The 16,475-nt window shown below is 68.0% G+C and carries 14 protein-coding genes and 1 pseudogene; 6 read left to right on the top strand and 9 right to left on the bottom strand.

Features of this window, described 5'->3' with window-relative positions:
- Nucleotides 1–167: 167 nt before the first annotated feature.
- Nucleotides 168–584, bottom strand: a complete 417-nt coding sequence (locus Q8N10_RS02135; protein WP_304779747.1) for a PaaI family thioesterase — start codon at nucleotides 582–584, stop codon at nucleotides 168–170.
- Between the two features lie 23 nt (nucleotides 585–607).
- The gene (locus Q8N10_RS02130) at nucleotides 608–919 is read right to left on the bottom strand and encodes a hypothetical protein (RefSeq protein WP_304779744.1); all 312 of its coding nucleotides are present in this window, start codon (nucleotides 917–919) and stop codon (nucleotides 608–610) included.
- A 207-nt stretch (nucleotides 920–1,126) separates the two neighbouring features.
- On the opposite strand from Q8N10_RS02130, the gene Q8N10_RS02125 reads away from it, so the two are divergent.
- Nucleotides 1,127–2,146, top strand: coding sequence for an IS110 family transposase (locus Q8N10_RS02125; protein WP_304779741.1), 1,020 nt, complete (start codon nucleotides 1,127–1,129; stop codon nucleotides 2,144–2,146).
- A gap of 411 nt (nucleotides 2,147–2,557) precedes the next feature.
- Here the strand turns inward: Q8N10_RS02125 and Q8N10_RS02120 are convergent, their stop codons facing one another.
- From Q8N10_RS02120 to Q8N10_RS02100, 5 genes are all read right to left on the bottom strand, one after another.
- Nucleotides 2,558–3,646, bottom strand: coding sequence for an acyl-CoA dehydrogenase family protein (locus Q8N10_RS02120; protein WP_304779738.1), 1,089 nt, complete (start codon nucleotides 3,644–3,646; stop codon nucleotides 2,558–2,560).
- Between the two features lie 80 nt (nucleotides 3,647–3,726).
- Nucleotides 3,727–4,935, bottom strand: coding sequence for an acyl-CoA dehydrogenase family protein (locus Q8N10_RS02115; RefSeq protein WP_304779736.1), 1,209 nt, complete (start codon nucleotides 4,933–4,935; stop codon nucleotides 3,727–3,729).
- 106 nt (nucleotides 4,936–5,041) lie between these two features.
- Nucleotides 5,042–6,259, bottom strand: coding sequence for an acyl-CoA dehydrogenase family protein (locus Q8N10_RS02110; protein WP_304779733.1), 1,218 nt, complete (start codon nucleotides 6,257–6,259; stop codon nucleotides 5,042–5,044).
- 69 nt (nucleotides 6,260–6,328) lie between these two features.
- A complete protein-coding gene (locus tag Q8N10_RS02105; RefSeq protein WP_304779731.1) occupies nucleotides 6,329–7,540 on the bottom strand; it encodes an acyl-CoA dehydrogenase family protein in 1,212 nt (403 codons plus the stop codon).
- Nucleotides 7,541–7,626: 86 nt separating this feature from the next.
- Nucleotides 7,627–8,850, bottom strand: a complete 1,224-nt coding sequence (locus tag Q8N10_RS02100) for an acyl-CoA dehydrogenase family protein (RefSeq protein WP_304779728.1) — start codon at nucleotides 8,848–8,850, stop codon at nucleotides 7,627–7,629.
- 150 nt (nucleotides 8,851–9,000) lie between these two features.
- Here Q8N10_RS02100 and Q8N10_RS02095 point away from each other — a divergent pair, with 150 nt between their 5' ends.
- Nucleotides 9,001–10,686, top strand: a complete 1,686-nt coding sequence (locus Q8N10_RS02095; RefSeq protein WP_304779726.1) for a bifunctional lysylphosphatidylglycerol flippase/synthetase MprF — start codon at nucleotides 9,001–9,003, stop codon at nucleotides 10,684–10,686.
- Here Q8N10_RS02095 and Q8N10_RS02090 read toward each other — a convergent pair.
- Nucleotides 10,670–10,861, bottom strand: coding sequence for a hypothetical protein (locus Q8N10_RS02090; RefSeq protein ID WP_370689262.1), 192 nt, complete (start codon nucleotides 10,859–10,861; stop codon nucleotides 10,670–10,672). The two genes, Q8N10_RS02095 and Q8N10_RS02090, sit on opposite strands and share 17 nt — an antisense overlap.
- Before the next feature lie 311 nt (nucleotides 10,862–11,172).
- Here Q8N10_RS02090 and Q8N10_RS02085 point away from each other — a divergent pair, with 311 nt between their 5' ends.
- From Q8N10_RS02085 to Q8N10_RS02070, 4 genes are read left to right on the top strand one after another with little or no spacing between them, the layout of a single operon-like run.
- On the top strand, nucleotides 11,173–14,154 hold the full coding sequence (locus Q8N10_RS02085; protein ID WP_304779724.1) for a peptidoglycan-binding protein: 2,982 nt from the start codon (nucleotides 11,173–11,175) through the stop codon (nucleotides 14,152–14,154).
- Between the two features lie 26 nt (nucleotides 14,155–14,180).
- Nucleotides 14,181–15,101, top strand: coding sequence for a sulfite exporter TauE/SafE family protein (locus Q8N10_RS02080; protein WP_304779720.1), 921 nt, complete (start codon nucleotides 14,181–14,183; stop codon nucleotides 15,099–15,101).
- A complete protein-coding gene (locus Q8N10_RS02075) occupies nucleotides 15,101–15,883 on the top strand; it encodes a TIGR02186 family protein (protein WP_304779717.1) in 783 nt (260 codons plus the stop codon). Before Q8N10_RS02080 ends, Q8N10_RS02075 begins: the two co-directional genes overlap by 1 nt.
- An 8-nt stretch (nucleotides 15,884–15,891) precedes the next feature.
- Nucleotides 15,892–16,341 (top strand): DUF3429 domain-containing protein, encoded by a 450-nt coding sequence (locus Q8N10_RS02070; protein WP_304700736.1) that lies wholly within the window; start codon nucleotides 15,892–15,894, stop codon nucleotides 16,339–16,341.
- A gap of 12 nt (nucleotides 16,342–16,353) precedes the next feature.
- On the opposite strand, the pseudogene Q8N10_RS02065 reads toward Q8N10_RS02070, so the two are convergent.
- Nucleotides 16,354–16,475 (bottom strand): annotated as a pseudogene (locus Q8N10_RS02065) (IS630 family transposase); the annotation flags it as partial.

Genomic DNA, 16,475 nt, shown 5'->3' with positions numbered 1-16,475 from the left:
CCCCACCCGCTCACCCCGGCGCAGGCCGGGGCCCAGAGTCATCCGGGCCCTTGGAGTTGATCCCCGTTCGTGTGGTTCGTGAGGTTCGTGGTCAATCTCATCCGCCTCGCCGCGTCACCGCCGCAGGACTTGGAACCACGAACCCCTCGAACCCCACGAACAAGGGCTCAGGTGGCGGTCGCCGCCCGCGCCGCCCCCTCGACCCGCGCGCGATCCATCAGCCGCACGGTGGAGGACGCCTTGGCCAGCACGGCGCCCGCGCCGTCCGTCAACCGCCCCTCCAGGAAGCAGACCGAGCGCCCCTGCCGCTCCACCCAACCCTCGGCGATCACCGGGCCCGGCCGCGCGGGCGCGAAGAAGCTGACCTTCAGTTCCAGGGACATCGGCGTCACGTCGCCGCCCGCACTCATCGCCGCATGCGCCATGGCCGCGTCGATCCAGCCGCTGACAAAGCCGCCCTGCACGACCCCGCCCGAGTGGCACATATGCGCCCCCGCCAGATACTCGATCACCGCGCGCCCGTCGGCGTTCGACACCACGCGCTGCTGGCCGAGGGTTTCGTTGAGGGAGGGGAGGGCGGTCATGGGCATCCTAGTTGAATGGCGGCTCAGGGAGCGTCCCGCTCTTGAGGGGCGTGCGCGCCACGGCTGAACACCTTCCATGCGAGTTCATCTGGGCTTGCGCCAGGCAAGGGCCGGCGCGCCTCACGAGAAGAGAGTAACCGCGCTATCCCGCTCCCCACATAGTGGAGACCTGTGGGGATGACCCATATCCAGAACAGATATTCAGCGTTGAACTGAATGTCTGCCTGTTGGTTCGGATACGCCTCCACCAGCGCTCGAATGACGGTGGCCAGGCCGTAGGTCGGAACGACGATCAGCGCCCAACGCAGAAAGATCGGCAGGCGCCTGAAGCCCATGTTCGGTCGCTCCGCTGACAGCCGCTCGCGACGGCTCCAGGAACCGCAAGCTTAGAGCCAAGGTATCGGGTCGCCTATGGGTCGAAACGGAGCGCGGCGCCGGCGGCTCAATACGGTGACATCGCGTAATTGAGGTAGGCCCATCCAAGCCTTGGATTACGAAGTCGGTGCGAGGTGATCGCGCTGCTTCAAGAAGGAGGATGGGCCGTGGTTGAAGTCTATGCCGGGTTGGATGTTTCCGACAAGTCCACCCATGTCTGTGTGGTGGACGGTTCTGGGATGGTGGTCTGGAGCGGGGCCTGCGCCACCGATCCGGATGCTATCGCCCGGACGCTGAAGACCAGGGCCAGGGGCCTTGTGCGGGTGGTCCTGGAGACCGGTCCCCTATCGGCCTTTCTCTATCACGGCCTGGTCGAGCACGAGGTTGCGGTGATCTGCGTCTGCGCGCGCCATGCCAAGGGGGTGCTGTCGGCGCGGGTCAACAAGAGCGATCCCCATGACGCCGAGGGCCTGGCCCAGATGGCGCGGACGGGCTGGTTCAAGGCGGTGCGGATCAAGGCCGAGGCGACCCACATGGACCGGGCGCGGCTGAAGATCCGCCAGCAGCTGATCGCCTGGCGCCTGGCCATGGCCGGCCAGCTTCGCGGCCTGCTCAAGCTCTTTGGCCTGCGCCTGGGCAAGGTGACGACCCCGGGCAAGCGCCGCGAGCGCCTGGCGGCCCTGTTCGCCCAGAAACCGGACCTCGAGCCGATCCTGGCGCCGCTGATCGAGGGCCTGGAGGCGCTTGAGCTGCAGATCGCCCGCTCGACAAGGCAGCTGGCGGCCCAGGCCGGCGCCGATCCGGTGGCCGCGCGGCTGATGACCACGCCCGGCGTCGGGCCGATCACCGCCCTGGTCTTCAAGACCAGCATCGAAGACCCCAGCCGTTTCGACCGGGGCGAGGACGCCGGCGCCTTCGCCGGCCTGGCGCCCCGGCGAAACCAGTCGGGCGAGCGCGATCACAGGGGCCGCATCTCCAAAGCCGGCGATCCCATGCTGCGCTCGGCTCTCTATGAGGCGGCCAACAACCTGCTCGTCCGGGTCAAGCGGCCCTGCGCCCTGCAGACCTGGGGCAGGCAGCTCGCCGAAACCAAGGGCCCCAAGCGCGCCCGCGTCGCTGTCGCCCGCAAGCTGGCCATCCTGCTTCACAGACTGTGGCTGTCGGAAACCGAGCCCCGCTGGGCCTGACCGTCCGGCGAACCACGACCGAAGGCCACACAGGGACGATCCCGCTTACACTGTTGCAGCCAAAGAGCGCGCCGGTGACATCAGGACGTCCCGCCACCATCCTCGCCTGACCGCGATCATGCGGCATGGCCAAAGGGCTCCCCAGCCAGGGCATGACCACGAAGACAACCATAGACCAAGGTCATCAACGCCAACCACGGCCCCAGACAGAGAAATCAATTAGACAACAGTGCATTCAATTCAGCGCGTTAGGCATTGAGTGCACTGTCACCGTAATTCTCGGGGTAAACTTGCACTCTAGATGGGCGGATCGACCCCAAAGAAAAACCCCGCCGGCTCACACCGACGGGGTCTCTCAATCTCGAACTCAGAGCCAAACCCGCCGCCCGGCTAGCCGGGCGGCGAAGCTGTTTAGTAGCCCTGGATCTTGGCGTAGCGGTCGCGGTGGAACGCCTGGTTGCCGAAGGCGGCTTCGGCGGCGCGGGCGCGCTTGAGGTAGAAGCCGGCGTCGTGGGCGTCGGTCATGCCGATGCCGCCGTGCATCTGGACCATCTCGTTGGAGACCAGGTGGAAGGTGTCGCCCATCTTGGCCTTGGCCAGGGAGACCAGCTCCGGCACGTCGGGGGTGCCGGCGTCGATCGCCTGCAGGGCGGCTTCGACGGCCGAGCGGGCCAGTTCCAGATCGGTGAACATCTTGGCCGCGCGGTGCTGCAGGGCCTGGAAGGAACCGATGACCTGGCCGAACTGAACGCGGACCTTGAGGTAGTCCAGGGTCACTTCGAAGGCCTGGACGGCGGCGCCCAGCATTTCGGCCGAAAGCGCGGCGCGAACGCGGTCGAGGACCTGTTCCACGACGGCGGCGCCACCGGTCAGGGGCTCGGCGGCCGCGCCCTTGAACTCGATGTTGGCCGCGCCGCGGCTGTCGGCCAGGGCCAGACGGGTGCGGCTGACGCCGGCGTCATCGCCACGGACCAGGTAGAAGCCCACGCCGTCCGGGCCCTTGGCCGAGACGATCAGCACGTCGGCCTTGAAGCCTTCGAGGACGAAGGTCTTCTTGCCGGTGATCTTGCCGCCCTCGAACTTGGTTTCCACCTTGTCGGGGTTGTGGTGGGCGCCTTCGTCGACGGCGAGCGCGCCGACGGCGGTGCCTTCAGCGATCTTCGGCAGCCACTCGGTCTTCTGGGAGTCGGTGCCGCCCAGGACCAGGGCCGAGGCCGCGCCGACGGCGGAGACCAGCAGCGGAGAGGCGGTGAGCGTGCGGCCCAGCTCTTCCAGGATCAGGCCGATCGACAGGTAGCCGAAGTCGGACCCGCCGTATTCCTCGGGGATGATCACCCCGGCCCAGCCCATCTCGGCCATTTCGTTCCAGGCGGCGGCGTCATAGCCGACGTCCACACCGCTATCGCGCATCTTGCGGAAGGCGGTGACCGGGCTCTTTTCCTGGGTCCAGCTCTTCGCGGCGTCGCGGAGCATGCTCTGTTCTTCGTTCAGAACGGCCATTTCAAATAATTCCCTATTGAATCTCGAATGTTGGTTTCAAATCCGCTGTCCCGCCCCTCCGGAGAGGGGCGGGCAGGGCTCTAGTTATTTTGCGTCAGGTCCGGCAGGCCCAGGATGCGCTTGGAGATGATGTTGTTCTGCACCTCCTGCGAGCCGCCATAGATGGTGGTGGCCTTGCCGCCGAGCCAGCCGCGAACGGCGCCCAGTTCCTCGGCCGAGAAGTCGTCGCCTTCCCAGCCCAGGCCCTGGTGACCCATGATCTCCAGGGTCAGTTCGGCGCGGTCCTGCATCCAGCGGGTGCCGGCGTTCTTCATGATGGAGGTCGCGGCCGAGGGGCCGGAGTTCGACCGGGATTCCATCATCGAGCGCACGGCGGTCTGCTGGAAGGCGCGACCGTCCATCTCGTTCATGATCAGCCGGGTGCGCAGGTCGCTGTCGGACAGACGGCCGTCTTCGTCGGCGCCCACATAGTCCTTGGCCATCTGCACGATGCCGCGGCCGCCCATGCCGAAGCCGCCGCCACCGGCGCCGCTGAGGCCGGAGCGCTCATGCTGCAGCAGCCGCTTGGCGATGGTCCAGCCGCCGTTGAGCGGGCCCACCAGGTTCTTCTTGTCGGCGATCGCGTCGGTGAAGAAGGTTTCGCAGAAAGGAGAGTTGCCGGCGATCAGAGGAATCGGACGGACTTCGACGCCCGGCTGATGCATCGTGAACAGCACGAAAGAGATGCCTTCATGCTTCTTCGAAGTATCCGTGCGGACCAGGCAGAAGCACCAGTCGGCGTATTGCGCGCCGCTCGTCCAGATCTTCTGGCCGTTGATGACGAAGTGGTCGCCCTTGTCTTCAGCCTTGCACTGAAGACTGGCGAGGTCGGAGCCGGCGCCCGGCTCGGAGAAGCCCTGGCACCACTGCAGCTCACCCTTCACGATCGGCGGGATGTGTTCCTGCTTCTGCTCTTCCGTGCCGTATTCCAGCAGGGTCGGGCCGAACATCATCACGCCCATGCCGCCGATGGGGTTATAGGCCCCGGCGCGGCCCAGCTCCTGCTGGATCACGCGGGCCTCGGCGCCCGACAGGCCGCCGCCGCCATAGGCCTTGGGCCAGGTGGGAACGCCCCAACCCTTTTCGCCCATGGCCTTGCGCCAGGCTTCCTGCTCGGGGGAGGGCGTCGAGCGCTCTTCCCGCATCATCGGGTTCGGACGGCCCTTGAGGGAGGCGGGGAAATTCGCCGCGATCCACTCCTTGGCCTCTGTGCGCAGGGCGTCCAGGTCGCCGCCGCCAAAGTCTGCCATTTTAGAAAGTCTCCTTGAAAATTCAGGTCACTCGAAAACTGGGGGCCTTCTCCCCGTGGGGGGAGAAGGATGTCGGGCGTACGGCCCGACGGAGGAGGGGGACGCCCTAGTGCTGCTGGATGTGGTCCGGCAGCCCGAGGATCCGCTTGGAGATGATGTTGTTCTGCACCTCGTTGGAACCTCCATAGATCGAACCCGCCTTGCCGGAAAGCCAGCCGCGCACGGCGGTCAGCTCCTCAGCTGTGAAATCGCCGCCTTCCCAGCCCAGGCCCTGGTGACCCATGAATTCCAGGGTCAGCTCGGCCCGGTCCTGGGCGACCTTCATGTTGGCGTTCTTCATGATCGAGGTGGCGGCCGACGGACCCGAATTGCTGCGGGATTCCAGGGCCGCGCGGCGCACGGTCAGTTGCAGGGCGCGCTGGTCGATCTCGTTCTGGATGATGCGGGTGCGCAGGTCGCTGTCGGCCAGTCGGCCCTTGGCGTCCTCGCCCACATACTTCTTGGCCACCACGCCCAGGATGTCGGCCTTGGAGCGGTTTCCGCCCTCGCCCTGACGGCCACCCATGCCCGAACGCTCGTGCTGCAGCAGGCGCTTGGCCACGGTCCAGCCGCCGTTCAGCGGGCCGATCAGGTTTTCCTTGGGCACCTTCACGTCGGTGAAGAAGGTCTCGCAGAACGGCGAAGAGCCGGCGATCAGGCGGATCGGGCGAACCTCGACGCCCGGCTGGTGCATCTCGAAGACCACGAAGGAGATGCCTTCGTGCTTCTTCGCCTGGTCGGTGCGGACCAGGCAGAAGATCATGTCGGCGTATTGGCCGCCGCTCGTCCAGATCTTGCTTCCGTTGACCAGGAAGTGGTCGCCCTTGTCTTCAGCTTTCGTTTGCAGGGCGGCCAGGTCGGACCCGGCGCCCGGCTCGCTGAAGCCTTGGCACCAACGCACCTTACCGGTGACGATGTCGGGGATATACTTCTGCTTCTGCTCTTCAGTACCGTATTCCAGCAGGGTGGGACCGAACATGCCCACGCCCATGCCGCCGATCGGGTTCACGGCGCCGATCTTGGCCATCTCCGAGGCCAGCACGCGGGCCTCGCCGGCCGACAGGCCGCCGCCGCCATAGGCCGCCGGCCAGGTGGGAACGCCCCAACCCTTGGCGCCCATGCGCTCTTTCCACGTGGCGTAGTCGCCGGTGGGGGCCTCGGGGCTCATCGCGGCGGCCTGCAGGGCCTCCGGATCCTTGCCCAGGGACTTGGGGAAATTCGCCTCGAGCCACTCGCGCGCTTCGGCGCGGAAAGCGTCGAGATCAGCGCCTCCGAAATCAGCCATTTAAAATTCTCCCTGAATTCAAATTCTTAGCTATCAGTATAACACAAAATACGCCGGTTCGGAGTCCCCCTACTTGGGGTCCGGTAAAGCCAGCACGCGCTTGGACACCACGTTGAGATTGATCTCCGAGGTGCCGCCCTCGATGGAGTTGCCCTTCGAGCGCAGCCAGGCGCGCACCGTGGCCAGCTCGTTACCCTCGAAGCCCTCGCCTTCCCAGCCCAGGCCGCTGTGGCCCATCGCCTCGACCATCAGCTCGTTGCGGTCCTGGGCGATCTTGGCGCCGGCGTACTTCATGATCGAGGTGGCCGAGGAGGGGCCCTGGTTCGACTTGGCCTCGTCGGCCGCCCGCCGCACCGTCAGCTGGAAGGCGCGGGTCTCCATCAGGTGTTCGGTGATCCGGCGGCGCAGGTCGGTGTCGGCCAGCCGGCCGGTGTCGTCGACGCCCATATAGTGCTTGGCCGCCTCGCTGACGGTCATGGTCGCCTGGGCCGCGCCCAGATTGCCGCCGCCCAGGCCCGCCGAGATGTTGTCGCGCTCGAACTGCAGCAGCCTTTTCGCCACCGTCCAGCCGCCGTTCAGCGGGCCAAACAGCTGGTCCTTGGGGACCTTCACGTCGGTGAAGAAGGTCTCGCAGAAGGGCGAGGTGCCGTTGATCAGCCGGATTGGCCGGACCTCGACGCCCGGCGCCGTCATGTCGATCAGCAGGAAGCTGATGCCCTCATGCTTCTTTGAGGTATCGGTACGCACCAGGCAGAAGCATCGATCGGCCAGATTTGCGCCAGACGTCCAAATCTTTGAACCATTTACCAGCCAGTGGTCGCCCTTGTCCTCGGCGCGGGTTTGAAGACTCGCAAGGTCCGAGCCGCTGCCCGGCTCGGAATAGCCCTGGCACCAGCGGACCTCGCCCTTGATGATGCCGGGCAGATGTTGCTGCTTCAGCTCCTCGGTGCCGTACTCCACCAGGGTGGGGCCGAACATCATCACCCCCATGCCGCCGATGGGGTTGCGGGCGCCGATGGCGGCCATCTCCTCGGCCAGCACCCGGGCTTCCGCGCGGCTCAGACCGCCGCCGCCGTACTGGGCCGGCCAGGTGGGGGTGCCCCAGCCCTTGGCGCCCATGGCCTGGCGCCAGGCCTTGGCGTCCTCGCTCTCGGTCCCGCCCATCTGGGCGGCCAGCTGGGCGGCCGGGTTCTTGCGCAGGGACTCAGGGAAGTTCGCCTCGAGCCAGGCCTTGGCCTCAGCCCGGAACGCGGTGGTGTCTTCGCCGCCGAAATCAGCCATGGGAAAATCGCCTTCTCGAAAAAATCAGTCGTTCAAGTCGAAGAGAGCGCCGCCCTGAAATTGAGCGGCGCCCTTGATGTAAGCGCTTACTTCGGATCGGGAAGGCCCAGCACCCGCTTGGCCACCACGTTGATGTTCACCTCGGTCGTGCCGCCCTCGATGGAGTTGCCCTTCGAGCGCAGCCAGCCGTGGGTCGCCGTCAGCTCTCCGGTGGTGAAGGCGTCGCCCTCCCAGCCCAGGCCCTGGTGGCCCATGGACTCCACCATCAGCTCCGACCGCTCCTTGGCGAACTCGGCCGCGGCGTACTTGATGATCGAGGTCGCCGCGCTGGGCCCATTGCTGGCCCGCGCCTCGGCGGCCGTCCGCCCGATGGTCAGCCGCAGCGACCGGAAGTCCATCTCGTTGCGGGTGATCCGCTGGCGCAGGTCGGTATCGGCAAGTCTACCGGTCTCATCGGTCCCATTGTAGCTCTTGGCCACCACCGGCAGGTCCGCAGCCGAACCGCCGGCCCCGCCGCCGCCGCCGAAACCGCCCGAAATGTTCTGCCGCTCGTACTGCAGCAACCGCTTGGCGATCTCCCACCCGCCGTTGACCTTGCCCACCAGCTGGTCCTTGGGGATCTTCACGTCGTTGAAAAAGGTCTCGCAGAACGGGCTCTCGCCCGAGATCAGCTGGATCGGCCGCGTCTCCACGCCCTCCGTCCGCATGTCGATCAGCACAAAGGAAATCCCCTCATGCTTTTTCGAAGTATCGGTACGCACCAGGCAGAAACACCAGTCGGCCTTGTCGGCGTAGCTGGTCCACACCTTTTGTCCATTAATCAGCCAGTGGTCGCCCTTGTCCTCGCAGCGGGTGGCGAGGCTGGCGAGGTCGGAGCCGGCGCCCGGTTCGGAATAGCCCTGGCACCAGCGGATCTCCCCGCGGACGATGGGGGGCAGGAAGGTCTTCTTCTGCGCCTCGGTGCCGTATTCCAGCAGGACGGGCCCCAGCATCCAGATGCCGAAGGCCAGCACGCCGGGGCGATATCGGCCGGCGGCCATTTCCTGGTCCAGCACCCGGGCCTCGGCGGGCGAGAGGCCCGCGCCGCCATATTCCTTGGGCCAGGTCGGCGTCGTCCAGCCCTTGGCGCCCATGCGCTGGGTCCAGACGGCCTGGGGGTCGGTTCCGCCGGCGAAGGCGCGGCCGCCCCAGACGGCTTCGGGATCGGTCTTGGCCTTGGGGTCGCGCAGCTCAGCCGGATAGTTGGCCTCAAGCCAGGCGCGCACCTCGTTGCGGAACGCGTCGATGTCGCCACCGCCGAAGTCGGCCATGGAATCCTCCCGAGGTCTCAAGCTGAAGCCGTCGCCACATTAGCGTCGGGCGCCCCAAGAGCAAGGAACGAAACGCTTGTTTGACGCGGCCCAAAGCTCAAAAAATCGGCTATCTAGGCGGCTGGGCCTTCGGCGACGCACGGACCGCATATGAGATTTTGGCGAGAACTGAAGCCGGCGGCCCTTGCGGTCGCCCCCGTCCTTGGCGCGGTCCTGACCCTGGCGGCCGGCGTCATGTTGGTGGCCTCGGGCGCCACGCCTTCGGTCCCCGACCGCTTCCTGCGCCTCTACGAGATGACGCCAGTCTATCTGATCGAGGTCAGCCACTTCCTCTCGTCCATCCTGGGTCTGACCCTGGTCATGCTGGCCTTCGGATTGCGCTCCCGGCTCGACGCCGCCTGGGGCGCGACCATAGGGGCCCTGCTGCTGGCCGCCTCGCTCTCGCTGCTGAAGGGCTTTGTCTGGGAAGACACGGCGCTGCTGGTGACCTTGGCCTTCGCGCTGCTGCCGTTCCGCAAGGCCTTCCCGCGGACGGCGCGACTGTCGCGCATGGAGATCACGCCGGGCTGGCTGGCCTCGGCCTTCGCCGCCCTGGTGGGGGCGGGCCTGCTGGGCCTCTGGTCCTTTGAGCACGCCGACTACGCCGACCAGCCCTTCTGGCGGATGATGGTGGACGCCGACGCCGCCCGATCGATCCGCGCCTGGGCCGGGGCCGCCCTGGCCCTCTTCGCCTTCGGCCTGTGGCGGATGCTGGCGACCGCGGCCACGCCGCCGGTGGTGGGAGAGGCCGACCGTGACTTCCAGCGCGTACGCCACATCCTGGCCAAGGCGGAGGTGGCCGAGCCGGGCTCCAACGTCGCCCTGCTGGGGGACAAGCGGTTCCTGTTCTCGGCCAGCGGCGAGAGCTTTCTGATGTTCGGGGTGCGGGGGCGCTCCTGGATCGCGCTCGGGGCGCCGGTCGGCCGCCGCGACGAGCAACTGGAGCTGCTGTGGCGGTTCCGGGAACTGGCCGACGCCCATGCCGCCCGGCCGGGCATCTATGGGATTGGCGCCGACCACCTGCCCGACGTGGTGGAGCTGGGCTTCTCGATCCAGAAGGTGGGGGAGGCGGCCGCCGTGCCCCTCGAGACCTTCCGCATCGAGGGCACCAAGCGCGGCAATCTGCGCCGCGCCTGGCGCAAGGCCGGCGAGGAGGGCGCGACCTTCGAGGTCATCCCGCCGCACCAGATCAGCGACCTCGTCCCCACCCTGGCCAAGATATCCGACGCGTGGCTGGCCGAGCACGCCGGCGGCGAGAAGGGGTTTTCCATGGGTGGGTTCTATCCCGGCTATGTTTCGGAATTCCCCGTGGCCGTGGTTCGGTTCGAGGGCGCCGTGGTGGCCTTCGCAACCCTCTGGATCACGGCGGCCAAAACCTCCTTCTCCATGGACCTGATGCGCTACGCCCCCGGCGCGCCCAAGCGCATCATGGACTACCTGTTCGTGGAGTTGATCGAATGGGGCCGGGCCCAGGGCTACAAGGCCGTGGAGTTCGGCATGGCCCCCCTGGCGGGGCTGGAGGATCGCCCATTGGCGCCGGTGATGTCCCGGGTCGGCAACCTGTTCTTCGAACACGCCGAGGAGATCTATAACTTCCAGGGCGTGCGCACCTACAAGGACAAGTACGACCCGCTCTGGCAGCCCCGCTACATCGCCGCCCCTCGCAAATGGGCTATCCCCCTGCTGCTGGCCGATGTGGGCCTGTTGTCCTCGGGCGGGGTGGCGGGTCTCGCCAAGCGGCCGAAGAAGGCCGAGAGCCCGGAAGCCCCCTCGCAGACGGTCAGCGCCCCGTCTTGACGCCCAGCAGGTTCACCAGGTGAACCAGCAGGATCAGCACCGCCGCCGCCGCTGTCACCATGATCAGCCGGTAGGGCGCCATGCGCACCCCTTTCAGCGGATTGGGCGGTTGGGCTCCGCGCCAGCCGGCGAAGACGGCGACGGCCAGGAAGGCGGCGATCAAGCCGAGGGTCACGGAAAGTGTCATGTGCGACGGCGTAGCGCAGGCGCGATCAGCCCGCAAAGCCGATCGGATTCTTGACTGTCTCCCATTCGCAAGAGCCGTTCCCGCCTGGGTTCACGGACGATCCGGATCATCCACAGCCAATCGCCCCAGACGCTACATCTTGCGTTAACCTCGCGTTTACACCCCAAGGATCGGTGGATAGCGTCTGAGGTCAGTCCTGCGGAGAACGATTCGGTATGAGCTCGGGGACGCCATGGAGCGTCAAAGGGATCGACCCAAAAGCCCGGGAGGTCGCCAAGGACCTCGCTCGGCGCTCCGGCATGACTCTGGGTGAATGGCTGAACCGCATGATCCTCGAGGACGAGGGTCCGGAGGAAGTCACCTCGGAAACCTATTTCACGGAGCGGGCGGTCGACGACGCGCCGGAAACCCGGCCCGAGGCCTTCCTCGACCGGCCGCCTCGGGAGGTGATCTACGAAGCGCCGTTGCGTCACGATGCGCCCCGCGCCGAGACGCCACGGCCCATGGCCCCGCCCCGCGCGCCGGAGGCCGCCCAACGCTACGAGGCGCCCGAGCATCCCGCCGACGAGATCGGCCGGGTCACCCTGGCGCTCGACCGCCTGACCGACCGTATCGAGCATTCCGAAGGCCGCGCCGGCCTGGCCATCAGCGCCGTGGAGCATTCGGTCCGCGACGCCCTGTCCCGCATCGAGATCGCCGAGCGCGAGAACGTCGCCGTGGCGGCCCGCTTCGAAGGCGCGGTGGACGAAGCTCGCACCGAGCAGGCCCGCTTGGCGGAACGCGTCCGGCGCGTGGAAAGTGAAGCCGCCGGCCCGCGCTCGGCCGAGGCGCTGCGCGCCCTGGAGCAGGCGCTCGGCAAGGTGGCCAATCACCTCTACGAAGGCGAGGCCCGCACCCGCGAGACCCTGGGCGCCCTGCGTGAGCGGGTGGATGAGGTCCAGGCCCATGGAGGCGGCGGGGACCCCACCGCCCTCATCGAGGAGGTGGTCAGCCGCGTGGGCGACCGCCTGGCCGATGCCGAGTTGCGCACGGCCGCGGCCATGGAGGGGCTGAAGGACGCCTTCTCCACCGTGGACGGCCGGCTGCGCGCGGTGGAGGGCGGCGCCTCGCCGGCCCTCGACCGGCGCCTGGAACAGCTCGCCGCCAATCTCAGCAGCCGGGTCGACGCCGCGCGCGGCGAGATCGCCCAGAAGCTCCAGGTCTCCGCGGAAGGCCGCTTCGACCGCATGGAGCGCAAGCTGGCCGAGATGAGCGATCACGTCCGGCTGGCCGAGCAGCGCTCCGCCCAGGCGATCGAGAAAATGGGCCGGGAGGTGCTGACCGTGGCCGACAACCTCAACCGCCGCGTCCAGTCCACCGAACACCGCAGCGCTGACGCGATTGAACAGGTGGGCGGCGAAGTGGCCCGCATCGCCCAGGCGATGGAGAGCAAGCTGGGCCGTACCGACAGTGTCCATGCCGAGGCCCTGGAGCGTCTGGGCGCCGAGATCGGCCGCATCACCGAGAAGCTCTCCGAACGCATCGCCAACGCCGAGCGCCGTTCGGCCCAGGCGATCGACGATGTCGGCGAGCAGGTGGCCCGGGTCACCGAGCGCATGAACCAGCGCAGCGAACGCGCCTCCGACGACCTCGTCGAGCGTATCCGCCAGAGCGAGGAGCGCACCGCGCGCATGCTGGAGGAGGCGCGCGAGAAGATCGATGCGCGCCTGGGCGAGTCCCACCGCCGGCTGTCGGAACAGGTGGCGGCGGCGCCGATCGTGCGCGCGCCGGCCGTCGTCCCGGAGCTTCTCTCCCCCTTCGGCCCCGACCCGTTCCCGAGCTTCGGCCCGGCCGAGGGCGCCGCTGATCCTCTGGCCCGCCAGGCCTTCGCCCCGCCGGAGACCGGTCCCGACGCCCCGGACGGCTTCCCGGGCCAACCCTTCTCCGGCGAGCCTGAGCGCCCGGCCTTCGACGCCGAGGACTTCGAGGCCGCCGACGGCTTCGCCCCCATCGGCGAGCACGAGGAAGAGGCTGCCCGCGAGGCGGCCTATGAGCCCCCGGTGAGCTCCAACACCGTCGTGGCTCCGCCCGAGCCCGGTCGGCCGCTGTCCACCCGCGAAGTGATCGAGCAGGCCCGCGCCGCCGCCCGCGCCTCGACGCCGAACGACGCCAAGGGCCGCAAGGCCAAGGACCCCAAGGAGAAGAAGGCCAAGCCGGAAAAGGTCGCCAAGGAGCCGGGGACGTCACTGTTCGCTGGCTTCGGCGCGCGGCCCAAGCGACGGGCCGGCTCCTCGCTGCAGACCGCCCTGCTGGTGGTGGGCGGCGCGGCCTGCCTCAGCCTGGCCACCGCCAGCTTCATGTTGATGGACGGCAAGCCCGGTGGCGCTCCGCCCAAGCGGGTGGCCGATGCGCTGGCCGCCATGAACGCCGGCAAGTCTGAGGAGATCATGGCGGCGGAGGCCGACACGACCCCCTTCGGCGACGGCCCCCGGGTCGCCATCGCGCTCTCGCCCCAGCCTATCGCACCCGGAACGCCCCTCGCGGCGGACCTAGCCCAGCGCTTCGCGACCGCCGCTTCGGCGGTGGAGACCAAGCAGGCCGGCGGACTCGACCAACTCAAGGCGGTGGCCAACCAGGGCCACGCCCCAGCCCAGTTCTATCTCGCCAAGCTCTATGAGAGCGGCTCGGGCGGGGTGAAGAAGGACCTCGTCGAGGCCCGCCGCTGGACCGAGCGCGCCGCCGAGGGCGGTGATCCCAAGGCCATGCACAACCTGGGCATCTCCTACATCTCCGGTTCGGGCGGTCCCAAGAACTCCACCACCGCAGCGCAGTGGTTCCGTCGCGCCGCCGACCTCGGCCTGGTGGACAGCCAGTACAACCTGGCCGCCCTCTATGAGCAGGGGCTGGGGGTCAGCCAGAACGCGGCGGAGTCCTACAAGTGGTACCTGGTCGCCGCCCGCACCGGCGACGGCGAGGCCCGCTCCAGCGCTCAGCGCGTGGCCGCCGGCCTGTCGACCGACGCCCGCACCGTGGCCGAGCGCACGGCGGCGGCGTTCCGCGCCAACACACCCAATCCCTCCGTCGCCCCGGCCACCGCCCTGGCGGCCGCCTCGGCCTCCCCGACCGTGATCACCGCCCAACGGGCCCTCTCGCGTCTGGGCTACTACCAGGGCCCGACCGACGGCAGCGCCTCGGGCGCCCTCAAACTCGCCGTCGCCGCCTATCAGCGTGATCAGGGCATGCAGGCCACCGGCCAACTCGACCCTTCGACGGTTTCCAAGCTTTCCGTCTTCACGCGGTGACACGTCAGGCGCCATAAGAGGCGACCTTGGACCTCTATCTTCCCATCGCCGAAGTCTCGGTGAACGCACCGCTCCTGGTGGCGCTGGGCGCGCTCGTCGGCTTCATTTCCGGGCTGTTCGGTATCGGCGGCGGCTTCCTGATGACGCCTGTCCTGGTGCTGATGGGCATCCCGCCGGCGGTGGCGGTGGCCAGCATGGCCAACCACGTGGCGGCCTCCTCGACCTCCAGCGTCATCTCCTACACCCGCAAGCGCGCCGTGGACTTCCGCCTGGGCGGGGTGCTGGCGGGTGGCGGTGTCGTGGGCGCCATCGTGGGCGTGGAGCTGTTCCGCTGGCTGCGGCTGCTGGGTCAGGCCGACCTGGTGGTGGCGCTTTCCTACCTGGTCTTCCTGGGGGTGATCGGCGGCCTGATGCTGGTGGAGTCCCTGCAGTCGATCCTGCGGCGGCGCAGCGGCCAGCCGCCCAAGCCCCGCAAAGAGCGCCGCCCGCCCTGGCTTTACGGCCTGCCGCTGAAGATGCGCTTCCCGCGCTCGCGGCTCTATATCAGCGTCATCCCGCCCGTCCTGCTGGGGGTCTTCGTCGGCGTGCTCTCGGCGGTCATGGGCGTGGGCGGCGGCTTCATCCTGGTCCCGGCGATGATCTACATCCTGCGCATGCCCGCCGGGGTCGTCGTCGGCACGAGCCTCTTCCAGATCATCATCACCACCTCCCTGACCGGGGTGCTGCAGGCTGGCCGCAACCAGACCGTCGATATCGTCCTGGCGACCCTGCTGCTGGTGGGGGGCGTGCTGGGCGCGCAGCTCGGCGCCAAGGCCTCCTCGCGCTTCCGGGCCGAGGAGCTGCGCGCCCTGCTGGCCCTGATCGTCCTGCTGGTGGGCCTGCGCATGGGGCTTGGTCTGTTCTTCACCCCCGACGAGCCCTTCGTGCTGATGACGGGGATGGGCTGATGGCGCTCGAAATCCCCAGCCCCACCGCCCCTCAACTCACCGCCTCGCCGGCCGCGGTCTCCGCCGCGCTCACCACGACGGAGGTCCGCGTGACCTCCAGCTTCCGGGGCGCGCACATCGTGCTCTATGGCGCGGTGTTCGATCCGACCACCAAGCCCAGCGACGTGGTGGTCATCGTCCGGGGCCCCGAGCACCCGATCCGGATCGCCCGCAAGACCAAGGTGGGCGGGCTCTGGGTCAACAGCCGGCCGGTGGTGTTCCGTGGCGCGCCTGGCTTCTACATGACCGCCTCGACCCGGCCGTTGCAGGATATCGCCGGCTTCGGGACCCTGCGCCGCCTGGGCGCTGGCATCGATCACCTGGCCATCAACGCCCCCTTCGAGCAGCGCACCGAGACCCGCTACGGCGTCCGCGACGTCGTGGTCAGCCGGCTGGGGGGCGACTATCTGGACTGGCGGCGCGCCGTCATCCGCCTGAAGGAGAACGCCGGCCTCTACGACGCTGACGACAAAGGGGTGACCTTCGTCGACAAGGACCTGTTCAAGGCCGAGATCGACCTGCCCACCAAGGCGCCGATCGGGACCTACCAGGCCGAGATCATCCTCTTCCAGGACGGTCAGCCGGTCTCGCGAAAGGTCCGAACCCTGACGGTGGAGAAGGCCGGGATCGAGCGGACCCTTTACCTCTTCGCCCATCATAGCCCATGGTTGTACGGCTTGGTGTCGATGGCCCTGGCGCTCGGCGCGGGCTGGGCCGCCTCACTTGTCTTCCGGAGGAACTGACGCCTGTGATGGACGCCGAGGCCTCCGCCCCCAAGCCGATGTGGGTCCTGGCCCTGATCGGCCTGGCCGCCTTCCCTGTGTCGGCCACCCTCTACGCCTATGGCCCGCCCGGCTGGTCGGAACACGCCCTCAGCGTGCTGCTGGCCTGGTCGGCGATCATGCTGGGCTTCCTGGGCGGCATCCGCTGGGGTCTGGAGAGCAGCCGGGAACAGCCGCGCTGGTCCAGGCTGGCCGGCTCGATCATCTCGCCGATCGCGGGCTTCGCCCTGCTGGTCGCGCGCGGTGACATTCCAACCTCCTGGATCATCACTGGCCTGATGGCCGCCTTCATCATCCAGTGGCTGTTTGATCACTCGGCGCCCGATGTGCCGACGCGATATCCGCGGCTGATGACGGTCCTGACCCTGGGGGCCGCGGTCTCCCTGGCCATGGCCCTGGAACAGGCGATGGCGCTCTAGAGCATTTTTCGATCAGTCTGCATCGTATCCAGCGGCGGCGAAGTAGTTCGCGCATTCCCTTGGTGTGAAGGCGTCGATGATTTGAGCGATGGCTGACCAGAGCTGCTCGAGGGTTCTGGCGGCGGCCTTTCGGA

The sequence above is a fragment of the Phenylobacterium sp. genome (assembly GCF_030693625.1).
GTDB classification, from domain to species: domain Bacteria; phylum Pseudomonadota; class Alphaproteobacteria; order Caulobacterales; family Caulobacteraceae; genus Phenylobacterium; species Phenylobacterium ferrooxidans.
This window is presented reverse-complemented; position numbering and strand designations above follow the sequence as displayed.